This is a genomic window from Actinoplanes sp. NPDC048791, assembly GCF_040650095.1.
GTDB lineage: Bacteria > Actinomycetota > Actinomycetes > Mycobacteriales > Micromonosporaceae > Actinoplanes.
Genome location: NZ_JBEZGQ010000032.1, coordinates 1 through 20,641 on the forward strand (window position 1 = coordinate 1; position 20,641 = coordinate 20,641).

Sequence of the window (20,641 nt, forward strand, 5' to 3'; positions counted from 1 at the left end):
CCGGCGGCCCGGCGGCCCGGCGGCCCGGCGGCCCGGCGGCCCGGCATAGCCTGACGTCATGAGGGTTGTGGTCATCGGCGGCAGCGGGCACATCGGCACGTTCCTGATCCCGCGACTGGTCCGCGCCGGTCACGAGGTGATCAGCATCAGCCGTGGGCAGAGTTCCAGCTACACCGACGATCCGGCCTGGCAGCGGGTGCGGCAGGTCAGCGCGGACCGGGAGGCCGAGGACCGGGCGGGCACCTTCGGGGGTCGTGTCGCCGGCCTTCACCCCGACGTCGTCATCGACCTCATCTGCTTCACCCTCGACTCCGCGACTGCCCTCGTCGAGCGGCTACGTGGCGAGACCGGCCATCTGCTGCACTGCGGCTCGATCTGGCGCGCCGGCCCGAGCGTGAAGTTCCCGATCACCGAGGACAACGCGGCCCCGCCGGTCGGCGAGTACGGGATCGCCAAGGCCGCCATCGCCGACCTGCTGCAAGCCGAGACCAGGTCCGGCGGATTGGTCACCACGTCGCTGCACCCCGGCCACATCGTCGGTCCGGGCTGGCACCCGATCGGCCCGCTCGGCAACCTCGACCCCGGGGTCTGGGCCAGGCTTTCCGCGGGCGAACCGATCGACGTGCCGGGGATCGGTGCCGAGTTCATGCACCACGTGCACGCCGATGACGTGGCCCAGGCCTTCGAGGCGGCCGTCGAGCACCGGGCTGCCGCCGCCGGGCAGGACTTCACCGTCGTCGCGCCCTCAGCGCTCAACGTTCGCGGTTACGCCGAGATCGCCGCGTCCTGGTTCGGCCGGACGGCGGAGCTGCGCACGGTGACCTGGGAGCAGTTCCGCAGCAGCTCCAGCTCCGCCGAGGCTGCCGAAGCCAGCTGGGAGCACCTCTCCCGCAGCCACTACTTCAGCATCGACAAAGCTCGCACGCTTCTCGGATTCGCACCGCGCCACGAGCCGGAGGATGCCGTCCTGGAATCGGTGCGCTGGCTCATCGACCATGACCAGCTGCCTGTGGCCGGCCCGCTCAAGGTGTGATCACCTCTGCCGGCTCCGCCGTGCCGGGCGCGGCCGAGTGGGCCGGGCCGTCAACCACAATCGGTGGCTCGATCAGATGCGTCAGGAGCGGCTCCTCCGGGCGCAGCCACGAACTGTCCGGCGCCCCGTGCGGGTCGGCCGTCCACTGCCGGCAGATCTTGTCGACGCCGATCGGGTGCACGGTCAGGGTGCCGTCCGCCGCGATATGCAGGCGGAGGAAGCTTTTGGCGTCCTCGATGCCCTGGCCCGCGAACAGCTCGTTGACGTTGACGTCGAAATAGCTCGCGATCAGCAGATACAGCGCCAGCAGCTGCGTCGCCAGGTAAGCGATCAACGGCCCGTAGAGCACCGCTGCCACCGCCAGCGGCCCCGGCCACGCCCAATCTCGGAACGGCAGTTGCAGCCACACCCAGGTGCCGCCGGCCGCGAGCGCTATCTGGGCGAAGCCGTGGGCCAGGCCGAGGATCCAATGCCGGGCGTGTTTGTCGGAGCTGGCCCCCGGCGGCTGCGCGAACAGCACCGTGCCGGTCAGGATCAGCACCAGCATGAAGACCAGCGGGATGCTGAACAGCCGCTGGATCGTGCCGCCCTGGCTGGCCGCGCCCGCCATGGCCAGCATGGTCAGGGTGTGGACGATGCCGAGCATCGTCGCGAAGCCGGTGTTGCGGGCCGGCAGCTTGCCGAAGACTCCCCAGCCCATCCGCCGGGACTGCGTGGCGCTGGGGAAGCGGGACGCCAGCGAATACTCCCGGCTGCGGCTGGCGCTGCGGGTCAGCGTCTCCTTCGGCGGCACGGTCAGCGTCTCCGGCAGCTGGTGCGTGCCCAGCAGGTAGGCGCCGCCGCCACCGCACGTGATCAGCTCGCGGTCCTCGCCGGTGTAGCGCGCGTAGTGGTGCAGGTCGCCGGAGACGAGCAGGCGAACCTGGGCCCCGGTCGGCGCGAGGATGGTGCGGATGAAGTAGTCGACCGCGTCGTACGCCTCGGGCTTCTTGGCGGCCTTGACCCAGGTCGGCGACGGCGTCATCAGGATGATCCGGTCGTCGGGGCCGAGGTTGCGGGCCGCCTTCTCGAAGTAGAGCAGCTGCGGGTCGTCGATGTACGCGCCGAACTGCTCGTCGATCGCGAACAGCCACCAGTTGGCCGGCAGCTCCACGGCGAAGTAGGAACGGCGCTGCTGGGTGCGCCAGCCGCCGATGTGCCCGTCCTTGCGGCGTGCGAAGAGGCGCAGGAATGCGGTCAGGCCGTCGTACCAGTCGTGGTTGCCCGGCAGGGCGAAGAGAGTGGGTCGCGGCCCGCCGGCCGGCGCCTCCGGCAGGGCCGCGCGGTACGGCCCTTTCATCCGGTTTTCGTAACCGTCGCCGTTGGCGAGCGGATAAACCTGATCGCCACCCATGAGCAGCACCTGGCCGCGCGGCAGGACCCGGCCGTCGACCTCCAGCTGTGGCTGCGCCAACAGGTACGCCACCGAGTAGGTCGCGTGGAAGCCGTCGCCCAGATCGGCCACGTAGTCGAGCCACAGCTCGCCGTCGGTGCCCGGCTGCTGGAAGGAGTCGCCGGAGAGGGCGTTCTGCAGCTCACGCTTGTCGAGGTAAGCGCCGAACAGGGTGGCCATCAGCGTGCGCAGACCGGTGTTGAGCAGGAGTAACGGAGCCAGCCAGCCGACTGGTCGCTGAGGCGTGAACCCGAGCTGCTGCGGATCCATGCTCACCGGCCGCCGCGCCACCGAGGGCTCAGCCTCGGCGGACCGCCGTCGATGCCGCGGGGGCGGCTGTTGATCGGTCACGAGAGGCAGACTAGTCCGGGGGTATGACACCCGCCGTCCGCTTCCGGCGCGTCGCGGCCGGACCCGTTCAGGAGTACGACGACCGATGCAGTAGACTCAACGATCGTTGCCGCCTTAGCTCAGTCGGCTAGAGCGACGCACTCGTAATGCGTAGGTCGACGGTTCGATTCCGTCAGGCGGCTCAAGAAAGTACGGCCCTGACCAGTGGAAACATCGGTCAGGGCCGTACTTCTGTCTATGCGGGCCCCGGAAAGGGCGTACGCAGGGTGTTACGGCGAGTCGGTTTCTTCCGCGAGTTCTACTCGAACCACCCCTCCTTGCCGTGGCTGCGTGACCAAACGGGCACGCGCCGCATCAGGTCGGAGGCGGACATCGTCGGCTACCTGCGCGCGGGCCACATGATCGCCGGGATCATGGAGTGGGCGGCGGACATCCTCGACGGCACGTCGTTCGAGGAGGGCTCCGGAGCCCCCTCGCTGCTCACCGACGGCACCTGGCTGTGGCGCCAGGATCTCGCCCACTACGTCGAGCGCTACCACGTCGAGCTGCCCGACGACTTCGTGATTGCGCTCGTGGAATCAGGCTTTCGGATGCCCGACTCAAGCCCACAGGAGCTCGCCGCGCTGGCCGCGGCCGAAGATGAAGACGGGTGGGGCAAGCCCTGACGGGCTCAGCTGGGAAACGCGCACATCTTCCACCGCTCCCCGTCCTCATCAAGGATGTAGACCTCCTTCTCCCGGGTCCCGTCCCCCCGCTGCACATCGACACTGACCGTCGCCTGTCCGCGCGCGTGCTCCACATCCGTCAGCAGGATCTGGAAGTCCGTGACCGGCTTCTCCGGCGGCCCGGCGAGGTCCTCGAGCCGGAACTCCTCCTTCGCCTCCGCGCACAGTCCGTCGTACCCGGCCTGGCTAAGCCCGTCCCGGCGGTCCTCGATGAAGGCCCCCGTCGTCTTCTCGACCTCTTTCTCGATGTCGGTCACGTGCTTGAGCCGGAAGAAGAGCCGGCCGAGTCCCAGCGCGCACACCAGCACCGTCAGGATGCCCACCGTCGCCAGGACGATGAGCCAGGTGCGGCGCTTGCGGGGCGGGGGCGTGGGAGCGGGAGCGAAGGCCGGCGGCGGGAACGAAGTCACCGCGCCACGATAAGGGGCGGTAGCGCCTGCTGTACCCCCGGCGGGCAGCCTGCTTCATCGAAGCTGAGCCGTGATCTCCCTAGCGTCGGAGGAGACCACACAAGACCGCTTCGGAAGGCCCCAGCCATGTCAGATATCGCCGTCACCGTCGAAGGTGTCAGCAAGACGTACGGCGGTGAGCAGCCCGTAGTTGCCCTCGCCGACGTCGACGCCTGGTTCCTCAAGGGGACCGCCACCGCCGTCATGGGGCCGTCCGGCTCCGGCAAGAGCACGCTGCTGCACTGCGCCGCCGGGCTTGACCGGCCGTCCTCGGGGCGGGTGCGGATCGGGGACACCGACCTTTCGTCGATGTCCGAGAAGGCACTCACCAAGCTGCGCCGCAACCGGATCGGTTTTGTGTTCCAGGCGTTCAACCTGGTCGGTGCCCTCACCGTCGAGCAGAACATCCTGTTGCCGTCCCGGCTCTCCGGGAGCCGCCCGGACCGGGCCTGGCTCGCCGAGGTTGTCGACCGGGTCGGGCTGGGCAACCGGCTGGGGCACCGTCCGTCGGAGCTTTCCGGTGGTCAGCAGCAGCGGGTGGCGATCGCCCGGGCGCTGGTCACCCGGCCCGAGGTGATTTTCTGCGACGAGCCCACCGGGGCGCTCGACACGCAGACCGCGGCGGAGGTGCTGACGCTGCTGCGGTCGGTCGTCGACGACACCGGGCAGACCGTGATCATGGTGACCCACGACCCGGTCGCCGCCTCGTACGCCGACCGGGTCATGGTGCTCGCGGATGGCCGGATCGTGCAGGACATGCCGCAGCCGGGGGCCGAGCGCATCGCTGAGCAGCTGGCCCGGCTCGGCCGCCGGCAGCCCGTCGCGAGCCGGGAGGGCTGAGCCGTGCTGGGACTGGCCGTGCAGATGTTGCGCTTCCGTAAGGGCACTTTCGTGGCGACGTTCGTCGCTCTCGCCGCCGGCGTCATGATCCTGATGACCTGCGGGCTGCTGGTCGAGTCCGGTCTGCGCTATCAGGGCTCACCCCAGCGGTACGCGGCCGCGGTGGCCGTCGTGGCCGACCGTGATCGCACCATCGCCGGGCCGGAGATCTTCGGCGAGACCGAGTCCACCACTGTGTCGCTGCCCGAGGGCGGCCGGGTCCCGGAGACGCTGGTGGCGACGATCGCGGCGGTGCCGGGCGTGGCAAGTGCCGTGGGCGACCACTCGATCGCGGTCACGCCGGTGGCGGCGCCGGGGGTGCGGACCGTCGGCCACGGCTGGGGGAGTGCCGCGCTGGCCCCGTACCGGATGGTGGCCGGCAGCCAGCCGCGGGCCGACGGTGAGATCGCCGTCGACGCCCGGCTCGCCGCAGGCGGGAAATTGCAGCCCGGGGACGCCACCGCGATCGTGGTGGGCGGGGCCGAGCGCAAGTTCCGGGTGAGCGGGGTGGTCGACGCGGTGGGTCCGCAGGCGGCGGTGTTCTTCACCGACGCGCAGGCCGCGCGGCTGGATCCCAACCCGGGCAGCTTCACGGCGATCGGTGTGCTCGCCGAGCCCGGCGCGGACAAGTCGGCCGTGGTGGCCGCGGTCCGCCAGGCCGCGCCGAACGTCAAGACCTATGTGGACGGCGGGCGGGGACTCGTCGAGCAGCCCGAGGCGGTGGCCGCGCGGGCGCTGACCGTGCAGGCCGGCGCCGCGTTCGGTGGTTACGCCGCAATGATCATCATCTTCGTGGTGGCCGGCACGGTCGGGCTGTCGGTCCGGCACCGCCGCCGCGATCTCGCTCTGCTGCGGGCCATCGCGGCCACCCCCGGCCAGGTACGGCAGATGATCCTCGCCGAGGTCGGCCTGCTCAGCCTGCTCGCCGCGGTGGTCGGCGTCCCGGCCGGCCTGGCCGCGACCGCCTGGACCCGGGACCAGCTCGTGACCCGCGGCTTCGTCCCTGACACCTTCGAACTGAGCGGCGGTGTGCTCTCCGCGGCGGCCGTGACCGTGGCCGTGGCGCTCGTCGCCCTGAGTTCCGCCTGGATCGCCGCCCTGCGCACCACCCGGATCCGCCCGACCGAGGCGCTGGGTGAGGCGGCCGTCGAACCCGCCCTCGGCGGCCGGGTCCGGATCGTCTCCGGCCTGGTCTTCCTGGCCGGCGGGGTGTCACTGATCGGACTGACCGGCGCCACCGACGGCACGACCGCGCTGGGTGCCGCGACCGGCATGCTCTACACGTTCGTGCTGGCCATCGCCCTGCTCGCGCCGTGGATCAACCAGGCCGCGGCCCGGCTGCTCACGCCGGTCCTGCGGACCGTCTGGGGCAACAGCGGCTATCTGGCGGCGGCGAACCTGCGGGCGAACGCCCGGGGCATGGTCGCGGTGCTGAGCGCGCTGGTGCTCTCGGTCGGCTTCGGCGGCACGGTGTGGTTCCTGCAGGACAACTTGCAACGCCAGACGGTGGTTCAGAGCCACGACGGCACGCTCGCCCAGCACGCGCTGACCGGCGGGGCCGGCCTGCCCGCGACGGCCGCGGCCAAGGCCCGCAAGATCCCCGGGGTGGTCGCGGCGACGGGGGTACGCCGCACGTCGGTGATCGTCCCCAACCAGCTCGAGGCCCAGGCGGTCGCGGCCCAGGGCATCGACCCGGTGGGTGCCGACCAGACCCTGGACCTGGGGGTACGGTCGGGAAGCCTCGCCGAGCTGCGGGTCTCCACAGTGGCCGTGTCGACGACGCTGGCGGACTCGGCCGGCTGGAAGCTCGGCGACGACGCCCGGCTGTGGCTCGGCGACGGCGTGCCGGTGACCTTGCGGATCGTCGCGCTGTACGACCGCGGCTGGGGTTTCGGCGACGTCACCCTGGACACCGAGACGCTCACCGGCCACACCGCGACCGGCCTCGACGACCACCTCCTCATCCGTACCGCGCCGGGGGCGGACGTCACCGCCGGCCTGGCCGACCTGGCGAGCGCCTACCCCCTGAGCACCGTGGTCGGCACCGAGCAACTGACCGGTGAGCTCGCCCAGGACCTGGCGATCAGCGCCTGGCTCAACAAGCTGCTCATCATGGTCCTGGTCGGGTACGCGGTCCTCGCGGCGGCCAACACCCTGATCATGGCGGCGCTGGCCCGGGTCCGCGAACTGTCGCTGCTGCGCCTGGTCGGAGTGACGCGCGGCCAGATCAAGCGGATGGTGCACGCCGAACAGGCCGGCCTGCTGGGCGTGGCCCTGGCGATCGGTACGGCGATCGCGGCGATCACCTTGTCGTCGGTCGTGCACGCGGTCTCGGGTGTGCTGATCCCGTACGTGCCGGCCCTCGGTGCCGCGACGATTCTCGGCGGCACGGTTGCCCTGGCGCTGGTCGCGACGATGCTGCCGATCGGCCGGGTGCTGCGTACACCACCAATCGAGGGCATCGGCCTGCGTGAGTAGATCTCCGGACTACCCAATCTGCGATGTAGCAGTCTGAGTAGTAGCGATCAGCGCACTGGCCATGCTTCACTGGAACAAGAAGGGGCGGAGTCCGAGGGGAAACACCACACGGCACCCGGCGGCAACCGGGTGCCGTTCTTCTCGTCAGTCTTCGGTGGGCCGCAGCGGCCGCAGTGCTCCGGCGGCCGCTGTGGCGACGGCGAGCAGCACCGCCACCGCGCCCAGCCCCTTCAGCACGGTGATGTGATCCCCCAGGAAGCCGATCAGCGGCGGCCCGCCCAGGAACGCGCAGTAGCCGATCGTGGCGACCACACTCACCCGGGCCGCGGCCTTCGCCGGATCGTCCGCCGCCGCGCTCATCCCGACCGGGAAGCCGAGCGAGGCCCCGACACCCCACAGCAGCGCCCCCGCGAAGGCGGTCACGACGTTCGGGCCGAAGACGAAGAGCATCAGCCCGGCCAGGCTCAGCACCGCGAGCATCCGCACCACCGCCACCCGGCCGTAGCGGTCCAGCAGCGCCGGCCCGAACCACCGGCCGACCGTCATCGCCGTCAGGAACGTGGCGAAGGCGAGGGTGCCGATCGTCGCCTCGGCGCCGTAGCCGTCGATGACCGCGACGCTGATCCAGTCGATGCCGGCTCCCTCGGCGAAGGCGAAGGCCAGCACGAACAGGCCGATGAGCAGCGTCCGCGGCTCGCGCCAGGTGGCCAGCGTGCGGCGGAGGCCACCACCCTCGTCCGCGGTGGGCGGGTGCACGTCGTCCGGGCCGAAGCTGCGGACCGCCAGGATCACGATCACTCCGATCAGGACGGCTGAGAAGATCAGATGCGCGGTCACCGGTACGCGCAACGCCACCGCCCCGGCACCGGTCAAGGCACCGGCGACCGTGCCGACGCTGTAGCCGGCGTGGAAGCGGGGCATGATCGCCTTGCCCAGGCGCCCTTCCACCACCGCGCCCTGGACGTTCATGGCCACGTCCCAGGCGCCGTTGGCGAAGCCGAAGAGGAACAGCCCGACCACCACCGGCGTGATGCCGTACGGGTAGCCGATGCCGACCGCACTCAGCGCGACCAGCAGCAATCCCGCCATCGTGGCCACCGTGGCCCGCGATCCGAAGCGGGCGACGATGTGCCCGGCGAGCACCAGCGACACGATCGAGCCGGCCGCGATGGCCAGCAGCACCAGGCCGAGCCGCGACGGGGTCAGCCCGAGCCCGTCGCGGACCTGCGGGATGCGCGTGGCCCACGAGGCCATGGCGAATCCGCAGCCGGTGAACGCGATGTAGACCGCGCGCCGCGCCGCGAGGACGTCGACGGTGGGTTTGACGAGGGTGGTGGTCATGCGGTGGCTCCAAGCTGACGGGCGACGATCTCGCGGGTCTCGGCGCGGGTGGCGCCGGGGGTGGTGGCCAGGGTCTTGTGCATGACCAGGCCTTCGATGAGGGCGTCGATGCCCCGTGCGGTGGTCGGATCCATGAACCGTTCGAGCACGGCGCGGCTGGTCCGCATCCACGACTCCGTGACGGTGCGCAGCGCCGGATCCCGCAGCGCCGCGAGATACAGCTCGTAGGCCACCGCCCAGTCACGCGGGTCGGCGTCCGCGTCACCGTGGATGAGGTCGGTGATCGCGTCGATCAGCTGGGCGGTGGTCGAGACGCCGTCGAACGCGGCCTCGTAGGACCGCGACATGCGTTCCGCATGCCGGCGGAACGCCTGCGCCAGCAGATCCACCAGGCCGTCGAAGTGATAGGTCAAAGACCCCAGGGGTACGTCCGCAGCCGCCGCGATCCGCCGGTGGGTGGTGCCGGCGACGCCGTGCTCGGCGATGACGTCGACCGTGCAGTCGATGATCCGCGCCTTGCGATCGGGGTCGTACCGGCGGGCCGAGCGGGCCGCGCCGGCCTCGGTGGTCACGGCTCCACCGACCGGATGACCCGGGCCGGGTTACCGACCGCGACCACGTTGGCGGGCAGGTCACGGGTGACGACCGCGCCCGCCCCGACCACCGTGTTTTCGCCGATGGTGACGCCGGGCAGCACGATGACACCCCCGCCCAGCCAGACGTTGTCACCGATGGTGATGGGCAACGCCGCCTCCCACTTGTCCCGGCGCGGGCCGGCCGCGACGGGGTGGGTGGCGGTGAGCAGCTGCACGTTCGGGCCGATCTGCACGTCGTCGCCGATGGTCACGGTCGCGACGTCGAGGCTGACGAGCCCGAAGTTCGCGAAGGTCCGCGCGCCGACGAACGTCTGATAGCCGTAGTCGCAGTGGAAGGGCGGACGGATCTCGCTGTCCGTACCGAAAGCGCCGAGCAGCTCCGTGAGCAGAGCACGCCGGCCGGCACCGTCAGTGGGGTCCATGGTGTTGAGCCGGTGGCTCAAGGCGGCGGCCCGGTCGAGCTCGCGTCCGAGCTCCGGGTCGTCCGCGATGTACAGCTCACCGGCGAGCATCCGCTCGCGCATCGTCCGTTCGCCCATGCGTACAACCGTACATACCATGTGTACGTTTGTACACAGCGATGATCGCTAGAATCCGGCAGGTGACAGCGCAGTGGGATGTCGCCGTGATCGGCGCCGGCCCGGGCGGCCTGGCGGCGGCACACGCCGCGGCCACGGCGGGGGCCCGGACGATCGTGCTCGAACGCGCGGAGCACCCGCGCTACAAGACCTGCGGCGGCGGCCTGATCGGCACCTCGCTGGCGATAGCAACCTCGCGGATCAAGGTCCCGGCCCGCGACACGGTCGCGGCCATAACCTTCACCGAGAACGGCCGCCGGCCATTCACCCGCAGGTCACCGGGACACCCGGTGCTGACGATGGTACGGCGCAACGACTTCGACTTCGCCTGGTACGAGGCAGCCCGCGCGGCCGGTGCCGAGGTACGCCAGAACGCCCAGGTCCGCACGCTCGACCAGGACGCCGACGAAGCCACCGTGACCCTGGCCGACGGCGAGGTGATCACCGCGCGGTTCGTCATCGGCGCGGACGGCTCAGCGGCGATCAGCTCCCGGCACGTGGGGGTCACGTTCGACCAGCAGGACCTGGGCCTGGAGGTCGAGGTGGCCGCGACCGAGGCCGACCGGGCGGCGTACCGGGGGCGGGTGCTGCTGGACTGGGGCCCGGTGCCCGGCTCGTACGGCTGGGTGTTCCCCAAGGACGACGAGCTCACCGTCGGCGTGATCATGGAGAAGGGGCGGGGAGCCGAGACCAAGAAGTACCTGGCTGACTTGCTGGCCCAGCTCGGGCTGGCGGATCGGCGGGTGGTCCGCGACTCGGGGCATCTGACGCGCTGCCGCCGGACGGACGCGCCGCTGCGCAAGGGCAGGGTGCTCGTCGTCGGCGATGCCGCAGGGCTCCTGGAGCCGTGGACCCGGGAGGGGATCAGCTACGCCCTGCGGTCGGGGACGTGGGCCGGTGAGGTGGCTGCACGGGCCCAGACGCCGGCCGAGCTGGCCGAATACGATCAGCAGGTGGAGGGTGAGCTGGCGCCCGAGATGGCGGCGGGCCGGCGCCTGCTGCGGGTCTTCGCCAAGCACCCCCGGCTGATGCACGCGGCCTTCGCAACCCCCATGGGCTGGCGCGCCTTCGAAGCTTTCTGCCGAGGCGAACTCTCCATGGCGAACGTGGTCCGCCGCCCATCCATCAGCACGGCGATCAACCTCCTCGGCGGCCGCGCCGCCTAAGGCGCACGAGGCATCCGAGGCGCCCTGCTCGGCTTGGAGCGCGGCGATCCTGGGCGCCCCCGGCACGGCGATCTGCCGTGCTTGGTCGCGCTGCCCGAGCCGAAGCCGCGCGGCAGATCTCGGGCACTCGCCTGCATTGCGATTCACCGTGTTCGGTCGCGTGGCCGGCCAAGACTGCGCGGATCTCGAGCCCCCACCTGCCCTGCTCGGCCGCCGCCCGGCTCAGGGTGCGCGGCGGATCCAGGGTGCCCACTGCACAGCGGCGGCGAAGCCCTCGCGCCGGGCGGCCCGCGCCTCGGACGGGTCGATCGGTGCCTGGCGTGTGGTCCGCAGCCCAGGCCCGATGAGCCGCGTCTCGAGCCACGACCCGGTGACCCCACGCCGAACGCGCTCCCACAGCCCGCCCTCGACGTGCGCGGACACCCGGGCTCGCAGGTCCTCGACCAGGGCGGCCGGGTCCTCGGCGCAGTCGTCGCAGCCGCAGTCGGGCAACGCCTCGAAGAACCAGCGGCCCAAGCGCAGCACCACACCCGGAAAGTCGGTGAAGGCGATCGACAGCGGCCCGGCGGCCGGGCTACGAGGCATGAGCCGGACGGTGCGCACGACCTCAGCACCCGGCGCGGGCCCGACCGGCTCCTTGCTCTCGCGCCGGTCGACGACGTAACGCCCGGTCAGCTCGTCGAGAACGTCCTCGGCAGCCTCATGCAGCACGAGGAACCGTCCCGCGTCAGAGACCCGGGAAGAGAAGCTGTCCGGTCGCGATCCGGTGTCGCCCACCAGCGAAGTATGCCCCGCTCGGCCCGGGGCACAGCCGGGAACGCCAGAAGATCAGCGACCGGAAATGCTCACTCGGGCTGAAACTCCCCGGCCACGAATGCCGCCGCGAAGACGGAAAGCTCTTCCTCGGTGAAGAACATCGGCTGCTGCTCGCGACGCTTGCTGTCCCGGACCAGGTACCCGCCGTCGACCGCGGCGATCTCCACGCAGTTCCCAGCGGAGCACTTGCCGCTTCTGCGCCACGCCGGTTGTTCCTTGGAGTTCATCATGCTCGCTCCTCCGTGACGGTTCCCGAGTACACGGTAAGCGACGCCCGACAGGTACGGGAGAAGCCGACAGTGAGTGAACCGTCATCCCATGAGCGGATTGCCCGTTAAGTGCGATACGTTACTTGAGTATGTCCAGTTAACGCATGTTTTGGCATGTCTTCCGTGCGCGAAATGGCTAAACGGTGATCAAAATCGGAACCTGCCGACCGGTGCAGTCAGGGTCGATGGTGGCTTGCTTTCGCGCCCGGCTCACAGCGGGAGCAGACTTCACCGTGCGTGCACCGGATGGGCGAAGCCACCGCATCATCGGTCGCTTTGCCATTCCCCGTAATGCATCGAGGTGGCGATGGTGAATGGCGCAATCACTAAAGTGATACCAGGCCAGGTGGTCCAGTCCTCGGGCGGTGCAGGAGAAATAAAGAGTGCGAAGATCGGGAGGTTCGGGTATCATTCTTGGTAGGCGGCGATCTGCCACGAAAGCCGTCGCCAGAATGAGTTTTCAGTGTGGCAGGAACGGCGGATCCGAATGAGCGCTGTAGTCGGCGAGTTGCCGGCTCGTCCACCCGGGACAGTTTGCGCCGGACCGATCCCAGGCCAGAAATAGGTGCGGCCGTTCCGCGAGCACTCGACGCCTGCTGAAACGTCGACTGCACACGGAACGGCCGGACACCTTAATCGAAGCGGAACTGGCCCTCGTGGAAACCCCGGGAGAACGCCGACCACTCGTCAGCTGTGAACGCCAGCGGAGCGGTTTGGGGGTTTTTGGAATCACGAATGAGGTACTGGTCGGCCTGCTTAGCCACTTCGATGCAGGTGCCGTTGCTGCAGTAAGAGCTCTTGCGCCACTGCAGCGGCTCTGGACTTGACACTGGTTCTCCGGTCTCTTCGGATATATGAGCTGCTGTGAGTTCTTTGGCGTCAGGCGATTATGTCTCCAGACCCTTGATGCGACTGTCGAGGAATCGGATCGTGTCCGTCTCGTCATTCGACAGATGCCAAAGCTGTTCGAATCGCTTCCGGTGGCGGGCATTCGTCGCTTTGTCCTCGACGATTTCGTCCGCCATGCCGTTCTCGCGATACAGAATTTCGCTGTCCGTATCGCTGTCGCTCAGCGCCAGGAGGTCATAGCTGCCGTTGTTCGCGATCGGATAGTCCAGTGCATAGGGAAGCATTCGGAGATGGATGAGTCCCTCGTCGGCCAAGCGCCGCATCTCGCGCAACTGGGTCGCGAAGACCCGCGCTCCGCCGATGGGCCGCATAAAGACGGACTCTTCGAGAAGGATGTACATCTTGACGGTTTTCAACCGCTCGAGGAGTGCCCCCCGGCGCAGTTGCCGCGCCTTGATGAGGAGTTGCACGCGCTCGCGGGAGCCGATGTCTTCTTCATCGAACTTTCCGGTCAGGGCGCTGGCGTATTCTTCGGTCTGCAGCGGACCGGGCATGTAGTAGATCGAGTACGAACGAATAGCGACAGCCTCGGCCTCGTACTCGATAAGGCGGCGCGTCGCGTCCGAGAGCAGCTCCCGGAACTCCGGGGCGTGGTACCACGCCTGGCGCTGCCGAGCCCGCGCGATCCGCGCCGACGTCAGCAGATCACTGACCTGCTTCCGGTCCTTGATCCCATAGAAGGACAAAAGCGGCCGAAGGTCATTAGGCGCGATCGTCACATCGCCGTTCTCGATGCGGATCACCTTCGACAGGGACCACTCCATCTCCTCGGCGACCTGAAGTTGGGTGAGGCCGGCCGCGTCGCGGGCTTCGCGCAACGCTAGGCGTATGCGGCGGCGCGCGACTGTCGGCGAATCACCTTCAGTCATGAGTCCTTCATCAGCGCGAGGAGTACGTCGGACGAGGCGATCGCAACCTCGCTGGTGGCTATCTTGCAGACAGCGAGGTTGCGACCAAATCGTACTGAGAACGAATCACCACGTCTCTGGTATTGATCAAACTGTTAGTTGTCACCCGATAGGAGCACTGCGTGACATGGTTTGTCCGTCATGCGGCGACCAGGTCGTATCCGTCGGTGGCCGGCCGGGAATCCTCGACCGCGCGGCGCAGGGCCCTGGCAACTTGGTTGAAGACCCGCACGTCCGAGGTCGCGTAGAGGGTCACGTTGCTGCCCCGGTACGTGGCGAGCAGCTCCCACCGCTGTGGCCGCAGCCGCCAGTACGCCGCTGTGCTGACGCCGGCGATGGCGGCGCAGAGCGGGGCCGACACGAGGACCGCGGTGGTGCCGAGGGTGCTCCACCCCGCCGCCGTCACGAGCAGGGCGGCCAGGCCGGCCTGCATCGCCCGGGGGTTTCCACGGCGTGCGTCGGTGTGCGCCCGCCGGACGTTTCGCAGGTCCCGGATCAGCACCATTCTCACGGGGTCCCCGAGCCAGGCAAATTGTCCGTCGGTCACCACTGCGTCGGGTCCACGGTAGTAGATGCGCATGGCGAACTCCTCTCCACGACTCCTTGCGAGGAGGGGAAGTGCGGGCCACCATTGGCGTAGAGAGTCGACCCCGCCTCGCGCGTCGCATCGCACGACGCCCTGGAGGCGACAACGGCACCCGGTTGCCGCCGGGTGCCGCTTCTTGTTTCCCTCCAGATCCGCCCTTCAATGCCTGCCCTCAGTACAGCATGGCCATGGCGCTGCTCGCTACCACTCAACCTGCCATGTTGCAGATTGCGTACAAGCCGACTCGTGGATCAGGCCGCCAGCAGCACCAGCAGCAGGGCCGCCGCAGCCGGGATGGCCTGCACGAACAGGATCCGGGTGGTCGATGTCAGGGCGCCATAAATTCCCGCGACGATCACGCAGGACAGGAAAAATACCTGGAACGTCAGGTCGTCCGAGATGAGACCATAGATCAGGCCGGTCGCCAGGAAGCCGTTGTAAAGGCCCTGGTTCGCCGCCAGGGTCGCGGTCTGTTCGGCGAACTCCGCGGTGGTACCGAACGTGGCACGCACCCGATCTGTCCGCCACAGGAACATCTCGAGGACGAGGATGTAAATGTGGATCGCGGCCACCAGGCCGACCAGGATCCGTGCTGCCCATTCCATGGTTATTCCTTCCGCCGCCGGCGAGCAGGTCGCGGCCGGATCTTGGCAAACGATAGGACATGAAGGTTCATCGATGGACGTAACCATCGACACGGTGCGTTTCGCCGCCGCGGTCCCCGGGTAGCCGAACTCTCGACGTTGATGAACAAGCAGGTAGGGGAGGGTACAGCCCGCATGGACAGCAGACTCCGGATCGCCAATCAGGCCGTCCAGCCGGTCCTGGTGATGTTCCCTCTCGGCCTGTTCGCGATGGCCGTCCTGTTCGACCTGGGTAACGTGTTCGGCGGCCCCGACATCCTCGGCGCGCTCGCTTACTGGAACCTGGTCGCCGGCCTGATCGGCGGTGTCCTCGCCGCGGCCGCCTCCGCCATCGATCTGATGTTCATCCCCAACGGCACCCCCGCGAAGCGGCGCGGCGTGCTCCAGGGCCTGGTCAACATGGGTGTCCTGCTGATCTTCACCGTCATCCTGATGGTCCGCATGCGCACCCCCGACCGGGTGGCCGGCGGTGGCCTGGTCGCGATCGAGCTGCTCGCCCTGGCCGGCGCCGTGTTCGGAGCCTGGTACGGCGGCGAGCTCGTCAACCGCCGCCGCCGCACCCCGGCGTTTGCCCGCGCGGAAGCCGGGAACCGCATCTTCTGACCGAGCGGAGACGGAGAGAGGCACGGACGATGGCGACATCGATCAGTGGCAAGCGGGTCGCGTTCCTCGCGACCGACGGCGTGGAAGAGGTCGAGTACACCCAGCCCCGCAAGGCGGTCGAGGAGGCCGGTGGCACGGCGGAGCTCGTCTCGATCAAGGACGGCGAGATCCAGGCCGTCAACCACATGGACAAGGCCGGCACGTACCCGGTGGACAAGCAGGTCAAGGACGCTTCGGCGACCGACTACGACGCCCTGGTGCTGCCCGGCGGCGTCGCCAACCCGGACTTCCTGCGGGCCGATCCGGAGGCGGTGCGCTTCGTGCGCGACTTCTTCGGCGCGGGCAAGCCGGTGGCGGCGATCTGCCACGGCCCCTGGACCCTCATCGAGGCCGGCGTCGTCGACGGCCGCACCCTGACCAGCTGGCCGAGCCTGCGCACCGACCTGGCCAACGCCGGCGCAACCTGGGTGGACGAGCAGGTCTTCGTCGACGACGGCCTGGTGACCAGCCGCAAACCCGACGACCTCCCGGCCTTCTGCGACAAGATGCTGGAAGAGATCGCCCACGCGAAATAACCGCAAACGGTACGGACACAGTGAGCTGACGTGGCGCACAGACCCCGGTCCGTGCGCCACAGCCATGCCGGGCGGCCGCCGGGCTGACCCGGCGGGGCACGCCTACTTCAAGACCATCCGGCCGGTGGCTTCGAAGGACGCCAGATCGGCCAGCACCTCGTCGATGATCGGTGACTTGGGCCCGGGCAGCGCGTCCAGCGGGAAGAAGCCGGCGTCCACCGACTCCTCGGTCACCTTCAGCAGCTCGCCCTCCCAGGTGTGGATCCGGAACGACATCAGGATCTGCTGGTACGTGTGGCCCCACTCGTTGGTGTACGTGTACGACGTGTAGAAGGCGAACGGCGTCAGCGAGGTCGCGCGCAGGCCGGTCTCCTCCCAGACCTCACGAATCGCACAGTCCTCCATGCTCTCGCCCAGCTCCATCGCACCCGCCGGGATCGCCCAGCGGTGATTGTCGGAACGCTGGATCAGCAGCAGTCTGTTCTGCTCGTCGAGGATCACACCCCGCGCTCCCACGAACAGAATCGTGTCGGTGTCGCCGACTCTCGTCCGTACCCGGCCCAGATAGGACTCATCCCACGTCAATGCCACCGGACCAGCGTAGTCAGGCCGACTTCTTCGCCGCCTTCGTGGCAGTGGACTTCTTGGCCGGAGCCTTTTTCGCCGCTGTGGTCCGGGCGGGCGCGGCAGTCGCCTTCGCGGCTGGAGTTTTCTTGGCCGCTGCCGACTTCTTCGCCGGGGCGGCCTTCTTTGCGGTTGCCGACTTTGTCCCCGTACCGGATGAGGTTTTCTTGGCGGCCGACTTGGCCGCGCCGATCGGGGTGGCGCCGATCTCCCGGGCCCGTTCCTCCGGGGCCTCGCCGCGGGCCTTCTTGGCGCGTTCGACGCTGGCCTTGAGCGCGGCCATCAGGTCGACGGCGGCGGCCGGCGCCTCCTCGGCCTCCTCCGGCGCGACGATCTCGCGGCCCTCGACCTTGGCGTCGATGACCTCCTGCAAGGCGGCCCGGTAGTTGTCGGTGAACTCGTCGGCCTTGAAACTGCCGGCCATCGAGTCGATCAGCGAGCTGGCCATCGCCAGCTCGGCCGGACGGGTCTCGATGTCCTCGTCCAGGAAACCGAAGTCGGGCGTGCGGACCTCGTCGGGCCAGAGCATCGTGTTGAGCACCAGCACGTCGTCGTGCACGCGCAGGGTGGCCAGCTGCTCGCGCTGGCGCAGTGCGACCTTGACGATCGCGACCCGGTCGGACTCGGTCAGCGCGTCCCTGAGCAGCACGTACGGCTTCGCGGCCTGACCCTCGGGCTCGAGGTAGTAGGCCTTGGCGAACAGCAGCGGGTCGATCTGCTCGGCCGGCACGAACTGCAGCACGTCGATCGCCCGCGAGGTGGTCAGCGGGAGTTCGGCGAAGTCCTCGTCGGTCAGGATGACCATCTCGCCGCCGCCGAGGTCGTAACCCTTGGCGATGTCGTCGTAGGTCACCTCCTCGCCGTCGATCGAGCAGGTGCGCTTGTATTTGATCCGGCCGCCGTCGGTGCGGTGCACCTGGTGGAACCGGATGTCCTTCTCCTCCGTCGCGGAGAAGAGCTTCACGGCGATCGACACCAGGCCGAACGAGACCGCGCCCTTCCAGATCGCACGCATCTTCTTCTCCTACCCCACCGTGAGCAGTCCAGATCAAGAATGGCATTACTGAGACGCCTGCGTAAGGTGTTCGCTGGTGCCTATGGTGATCAGGTGCCGGCCGCGCCGCTCTCGCCGATGCTCGCGACCGCGGGCACGCTGCCCCGTGGGCCGGGCTGGAGCTACGAGTTCAAGTGGGACGGCGTGCGCGTGCTGTCGTCGTTCACCGAGGGGCCGCCGCAGCTGTGGGCGCGCTCGGGCGCCGCGGTGACGCTGGCATACCCCGAGGTCACCGGCCTGTCGCTGCCGCCCGGATCACTGCTGGACGGCGAGATGGTCGTGCTGGACGCGGCCGGGCGGCCGTCGTTCACCGCGCTGGCCGAGCGGATGCACGTCCGTGATCCCGGCCGGGCGGCCCGGCTGGCGGTGACCCTGCCGGTCACGTACATGATCTTCGACCTGCTCCGGTACGGCGACCAGTCCCTGCTCGACGTCCCGTACGTGGAGCGGCGAGGGCATCTGGAGAGCCTCGACCTGGGCAGTGGCTCGTGGATGGTGCCCCCGGCGTTCACGGACGGGGCCGCCACCGAGGCGGCCGCCCGGGAGAACCGGCTCGAGGGTGTCGTGGCCAAGCGGCTGGACGCGGCGTACCTGCCGGGGGCCCGGTCACCGGACTGGATCAAGGTCAAGTTCGACCGGACCGGGGACTACGTCATCGGTGGCTGGCGGGCCGGGGTGCGCAAGCTCGGCGGCCTGCTGGTGGGCGTACCGGGTCCGGACGGGCAGCTGCGGTTCCGTGGCCGGGTCGGCGGTGGCATCGGGGCGGCCGCCGAGCGCGAGCTGTTGTCGGTGCTGGCGCCGCTGGAGACCCGGGAGTCGCCGTTCCTGCCCGGCGCGGTGCCCCGCGAGGACTCCCGGGGTGCGCACTGGGTGCGGCCGGAGCTGGTCACCGAGGTGCGGTACGGCAACCGGACCCCGGACGGCCGGCTGCGGTTCCCGCGTTTCCTGCGGCTGCGCCCGGATAAGTCTCCGGACGAGTGCGCCGAGGAGGACGACGATGGTTAGGCAGCGATATGCGGTGCAGATCGAGGGCCGCGACCTCGAGGTGTCCAACCTCGACAAGGTGATGTATCCGGCGGTCGGCTTCACCAAGGGTGAGGTGATCGACTACTACACCCGGATCGCGCCCGTGCTGCTGCCCCATCTCAAGGACCGCGCGCTGACCCGGATCCGCTACCCGAACGGCGTCGACGGCGCGCACTTCTTCGAGAAGAACGCCCCCGGCGGGACCCCGTCGTGGGTCCGGCTGGCGACGCTGCCCGTGCCCGGCTCGACCAAGGACCGCGAGACCATCGACTTCGTGGTCGTCGACGAGCTGGCCACCCTGGTCTGGGTGGCCAATCTCGCCTCGCTGGAGCTGCACACCCCGCAGTGGCGGATCGGCGCGGATCCCGATCTGCTGGTGGTCGACCTGGACCCGGGCGCACCGGCCGCGCTCAAGGAGTGCTGCGGCGTCGCGATGCTGATGCGCGACCGGCTCGCCGACGACGGCCTCACCGCCTATCCCAAGACCTCGGGCAAGAAGGGCATGCAGCTCTGCGTGCCGATCTCCGGGACCCAGGACGCCGAGACGGTCTCGGGTTATGCCAAGCGGGTGGCCGAGGAGCTGTCCGCGCAGGTGCCGGGTTCGATCACGGCCAAGATGGCCAAGGCGGTCCGGCCCGGCAAGGTGTTCATCGACTGGAGTCAGAACAACGCGGCCAAGACCACGGTGGCGCCGTACTCGCTGCGGGCCCAGGACAGCCCGACCGCCTCGACGCCGCTGACCTGGGACGAGGTCGCGGAGATGGCGCTGGGCGCCGAGCCGGCCCGGCAGTTCGGTGCCGCCGAAGTGCTGGAGCGTGTCGAAACCCACGGCGATCTGCTGGCTGACCTGCTGGAACCCGGGGCGGCCGTACCGACTCGTTGAGCTACCTTGCGTGGCAAGGTACCGTGTGGCGCATGGCCGACGTCGCGCAACTCTCCACCAGCCTCCGGCGCGGGACGCTCGAGTTCTGTGTGCTCGCCATGGTCGAGCACGAGGACCGCTACGGCACGGAGATCGTCCGGCGCTTCGGTGAGGAACGGAACCTCGCCGCCTCCGAGGGCACGATCTATCCGCTGCTGTCCCGCTTGCGCCGGGTGGGTTGGCTGGACAGCAAGTGGAGCGAGTCGCCGTCCGGACCGCCGCGGCGCTACTACGCGCTCACCGACAGCGGGCGGTCGGCACTCGAGCACTTCCGCTCGGAGTGGGTTTCCTTTCGACAGACCGTCGACCGTCTCGTAGGGACCGGTGGGGCATGAGCGACAAGACCAACGACGCCGTCGCGGAGTATCTGCACGAGCTGGAGCTGCGGCTCACCGGCCTGCCGGTGCTCCAGCGCCGCGAACTGCTCGCGGAGATCGCGGCGCACATCAGCAACGAACGCGTGGAACGAGGCGTGACCTCCGAGGGCGAGCTCCTGGAACTGCTGGAACGGCTGGGCAGCCCGGAGGTCGTCGCGGCCGCGGCGTACGAGGAGGCCGGCATGGCCGAGCCGGTGCTCTCGTACGCGGGAGCGACCAGCGCGGCGCGACGGCCGCTACCAGCTGTGGCGCCGCCGCCGGACTCGCCGCCGCCCGCCTACGCCGGCCCGTACGCGCCTG

General features: G+C 69.3%; 24 protein-coding genes and 1 tRNA gene. 12 read left to right on the forward strand and 13 right to left on the reverse strand.

Annotation, left to right across the window (positions count from 1 at the left end; genetic code table 11):
• Positions 1–58 precede the first annotated feature (58 nt).
• Positions 59–1,033 carry an NAD(P)-dependent oxidoreductase gene (locus AB0C29_RS04780; RefSeq protein WP_360815168.1) on the forward strand — a complete coding sequence of 325 codons (975 nt, stop codon included), beginning with the start codon at positions 59–61 and terminating at the stop codon, positions 1,031–1,033.
• On the opposite strand, the gene AB0C29_RS04785 is transcribed toward AB0C29_RS04780, so the two are convergent.
• Positions 1,023–2,735, reverse strand: coding sequence for a metallophosphoesterase (locus tag AB0C29_RS04785; RefSeq protein ID WP_360815226.1), 1,713 nt, complete (start codon positions 2,733–2,735; stop codon positions 1,023–1,025). The two genes, AB0C29_RS04780 and AB0C29_RS04785, sit on opposite strands and share 11 nt — an antisense overlap.
• A gap of 189 nt (positions 2,736–2,924) precedes the next feature.
• Between AB0C29_RS04785 and AB0C29_RS04790 the strand changes: the two genes are divergently transcribed.
• Both AB0C29_RS04790 and AB0C29_RS04795 read left to right on the forward strand, forming a co-directional pair.
• A tRNA-Thr gene (locus tag AB0C29_RS04790) sits at positions 2,925–2,998 on the forward strand.
• Between the two features lie 135 nt (positions 2,999–3,133).
• Complete coding sequence (locus tag AB0C29_RS04795; RefSeq protein ID WP_360815170.1) at positions 3,134–3,481, forward strand: hypothetical protein; 348 nt, start codon at positions 3,134–3,136, stop codon at positions 3,479–3,481.
• A gap of 5 nt (positions 3,482–3,486) precedes the next feature.
• Here the strand turns inward: AB0C29_RS04795 and AB0C29_RS04800 are convergent, their stop codons facing one another.
• On the reverse strand, positions 3,487–3,951 hold the full coding sequence (locus AB0C29_RS04800; RefSeq protein WP_360815173.1) for a hypothetical protein: 465 nt from the start codon (positions 3,949–3,951) through the stop codon (positions 3,487–3,489).
• A gap of 126 nt (positions 3,952–4,077) precedes the next feature.
• Between AB0C29_RS04800 and AB0C29_RS04805 the strand changes: the two genes are divergently transcribed.
• Together AB0C29_RS04805 and AB0C29_RS04810 are read left to right on the forward strand one after the other, a co-directional pair.
• Positions 4,078–4,830 carry an ABC transporter ATP-binding protein gene (locus AB0C29_RS04805; RefSeq protein ID WP_360815176.1) on the forward strand — a complete coding sequence of 251 codons (753 nt, stop codon included), beginning with the start codon at positions 4,078–4,080 and terminating at the stop codon, positions 4,828–4,830.
• Between the two features lie 3 nt (positions 4,831–4,833).
• Entirely contained in the window at positions 4,834–7,347 is a 2,514-nt protein-coding gene (locus AB0C29_RS04810; protein WP_360815179.1) for an FtsX-like permease family protein, read from the forward strand.
• 144 nt (positions 7,348–7,491) lie between these two features.
• On the opposite strand, the gene AB0C29_RS04815 is transcribed toward AB0C29_RS04810, so the two are convergent.
• From AB0C29_RS04815 to AB0C29_RS04825, 3 genes are read right to left on the reverse strand one after another with little or no spacing between them, the layout of a single operon-like run.
• Positions 7,492–8,688, reverse strand: a complete 1,197-nt coding sequence (locus AB0C29_RS04815) for an MFS transporter (RefSeq protein ID WP_360815181.1) — start codon at positions 8,686–8,688, stop codon at positions 7,492–7,494.
• Positions 8,685–9,260 (reverse strand): TetR family transcriptional regulator, encoded by a 576-nt coding sequence (locus AB0C29_RS04820; RefSeq protein WP_360815184.1) that lies wholly within the window; start codon positions 9,258–9,260, stop codon positions 8,685–8,687. The genes AB0C29_RS04815 and AB0C29_RS04820 overlap by 4 nt, the downstream gene beginning before the upstream one ends.
• On the reverse strand, positions 9,257–9,823 hold the full coding sequence (locus AB0C29_RS04825) for a sugar O-acetyltransferase (RefSeq protein ID WP_360815187.1): 567 nt from the start codon (positions 9,821–9,823) through the stop codon (positions 9,257–9,259). Before AB0C29_RS04825 ends, AB0C29_RS04820 begins: the two co-directional genes overlap by 4 nt.
• Before the next feature lie 62 nt (positions 9,824–9,885).
• Here AB0C29_RS04825 and AB0C29_RS04830 point away from each other — a divergent pair, with 62 nt between their 5' ends.
• Positions 9,886–11,028, forward strand: coding sequence for a geranylgeranyl reductase family protein (locus tag AB0C29_RS04830; protein WP_360815189.1), 1,143 nt, complete (start codon positions 9,886–9,888; stop codon positions 11,026–11,028).
• A gap of 222 nt (positions 11,029–11,250) precedes the next feature.
• Here AB0C29_RS04830 and AB0C29_RS04835 read toward each other — a convergent pair whose 3' ends face one another.
• From AB0C29_RS04835 to AB0C29_RS04860, 6 genes are all read right to left on the reverse strand, one after another.
• Complete coding sequence (locus AB0C29_RS04835) at positions 11,251–11,805, reverse strand: DUF6226 family protein (protein WP_360815192.1); 555 nt, start codon at positions 11,803–11,805, stop codon at positions 11,251–11,253.
• Between the two features lie 68 nt (positions 11,806–11,873).
• Complete coding sequence (locus AB0C29_RS04840) at positions 11,874–12,074, reverse strand: DUF397 domain-containing protein (RefSeq protein WP_360815195.1); 201 nt, start codon at positions 12,072–12,074, stop codon at positions 11,874–11,876.
• Between the two features lie 671 nt (positions 12,075–12,745).
• On the reverse strand, positions 12,746–12,943 hold the full coding sequence (locus tag AB0C29_RS04845; protein ID WP_360815198.1) for a DUF397 domain-containing protein: 198 nt from the start codon (positions 12,941–12,943) through the stop codon (positions 12,746–12,748).
• A 57-nt stretch (positions 12,944–13,000) separates the two neighbouring features.
• Positions 13,001–13,891 (reverse strand): helix-turn-helix transcriptional regulator, encoded by an 891-nt coding sequence (locus tag AB0C29_RS04850; protein ID WP_360815201.1) that lies wholly within the window; start codon positions 13,889–13,891, stop codon positions 13,001–13,003.
• Between the two features lie 178 nt (positions 13,892–14,069).
• The gene (locus AB0C29_RS04855; protein ID WP_360815204.1) at positions 14,070–14,510 is read right to left on the reverse strand and encodes a DUF6232 family protein; all 441 of its coding nucleotides are present in this window, start codon (positions 14,508–14,510) and stop codon (positions 14,070–14,072) included.
• A gap of 257 nt (positions 14,511–14,767) precedes the next feature.
• Positions 14,768–15,208 carry a DUF1304 domain-containing protein gene (locus tag AB0C29_RS04860; protein ID WP_360815207.1) on the reverse strand — a complete coding sequence of 147 codons (441 nt, stop codon included), beginning with the start codon at positions 15,206–15,208 and terminating at the stop codon, positions 14,768–14,770.
• Between the two features lie 87 nt (positions 15,209–15,295).
• On the opposite strand from AB0C29_RS04860, the gene AB0C29_RS04865 reads away from it, so the two are divergent.
• Both AB0C29_RS04865 and AB0C29_RS04870 read left to right on the forward strand, forming a co-directional pair.
• Entirely contained in the window at positions 15,296–15,763 is a 468-nt protein-coding gene (locus tag AB0C29_RS04865; RefSeq protein ID WP_360815209.1) for a DUF2231 domain-containing protein, read from the forward strand.
• A 29-nt stretch (positions 15,764–15,792) separates the two neighbouring features.
• Positions 15,793–16,338, forward strand: coding sequence for a type 1 glutamine amidotransferase domain-containing protein (locus tag AB0C29_RS04870; protein ID WP_360815212.1), 546 nt, complete (start codon positions 15,793–15,795; stop codon positions 16,336–16,338).
• A 102-nt stretch (positions 16,339–16,440) separates the two neighbouring features.
• On the opposite strand, the gene AB0C29_RS04875 is transcribed toward AB0C29_RS04870, so the two are convergent.
• Together AB0C29_RS04875 and AB0C29_RS04880 are read right to left on the reverse strand one after the other, a co-directional pair.
• Complete coding sequence (locus AB0C29_RS04875) at positions 16,441–16,929, reverse strand: NUDIX domain-containing protein (protein WP_360815215.1); 489 nt, start codon at positions 16,927–16,929, stop codon at positions 16,441–16,443.
• 13 nt (positions 16,930–16,942) lie between these two features.
• Positions 16,943–17,977, reverse strand: a complete 1,035-nt coding sequence (locus tag AB0C29_RS04880; RefSeq protein ID WP_360815218.1) for a Ku protein — start codon at positions 17,975–17,977, stop codon at positions 16,943–16,945.
• 117 nt (positions 17,978–18,094) lie between these two features.
• On the opposite strand from AB0C29_RS04880, the gene AB0C29_RS04885 reads away from it, so the two are divergent.
• From AB0C29_RS04885 to AB0C29_RS04900, 4 genes are all read left to right on the forward strand, one after another.
• The gene (locus tag AB0C29_RS04885; RefSeq protein ID WP_360815229.1) at positions 18,095–19,021 is read left to right on the forward strand and encodes a DNA ligase; all 927 of its coding nucleotides are present in this window, start codon (positions 18,095–18,097) and stop codon (positions 19,019–19,021) included.
• Complete coding sequence (gene ligD / locus AB0C29_RS04890; protein ID WP_360815221.1) at positions 19,014–19,925, forward strand: non-homologous end-joining DNA ligase; 912 nt, start codon at positions 19,014–19,016, stop codon at positions 19,923–19,925. Before AB0C29_RS04885 ends, ligD begins: the two co-directional genes overlap by 8 nt.
• Positions 19,926–19,957: 32 nt before the next feature.
• Entirely contained in the window at positions 19,958–20,299 is a 342-nt protein-coding gene (locus AB0C29_RS04895; protein ID WP_212991311.1) for a PadR family transcriptional regulator, read from the forward strand.
• Positions 20,296–20,641, forward strand: a 346-nt coding sequence (locus AB0C29_RS04900) for an HAAS signaling domain-containing protein (protein WP_360815223.1), incomplete at its 3' end; no start/stop codon positions are given. The genes AB0C29_RS04895 and AB0C29_RS04900, both read left to right, overlap by 4 nt.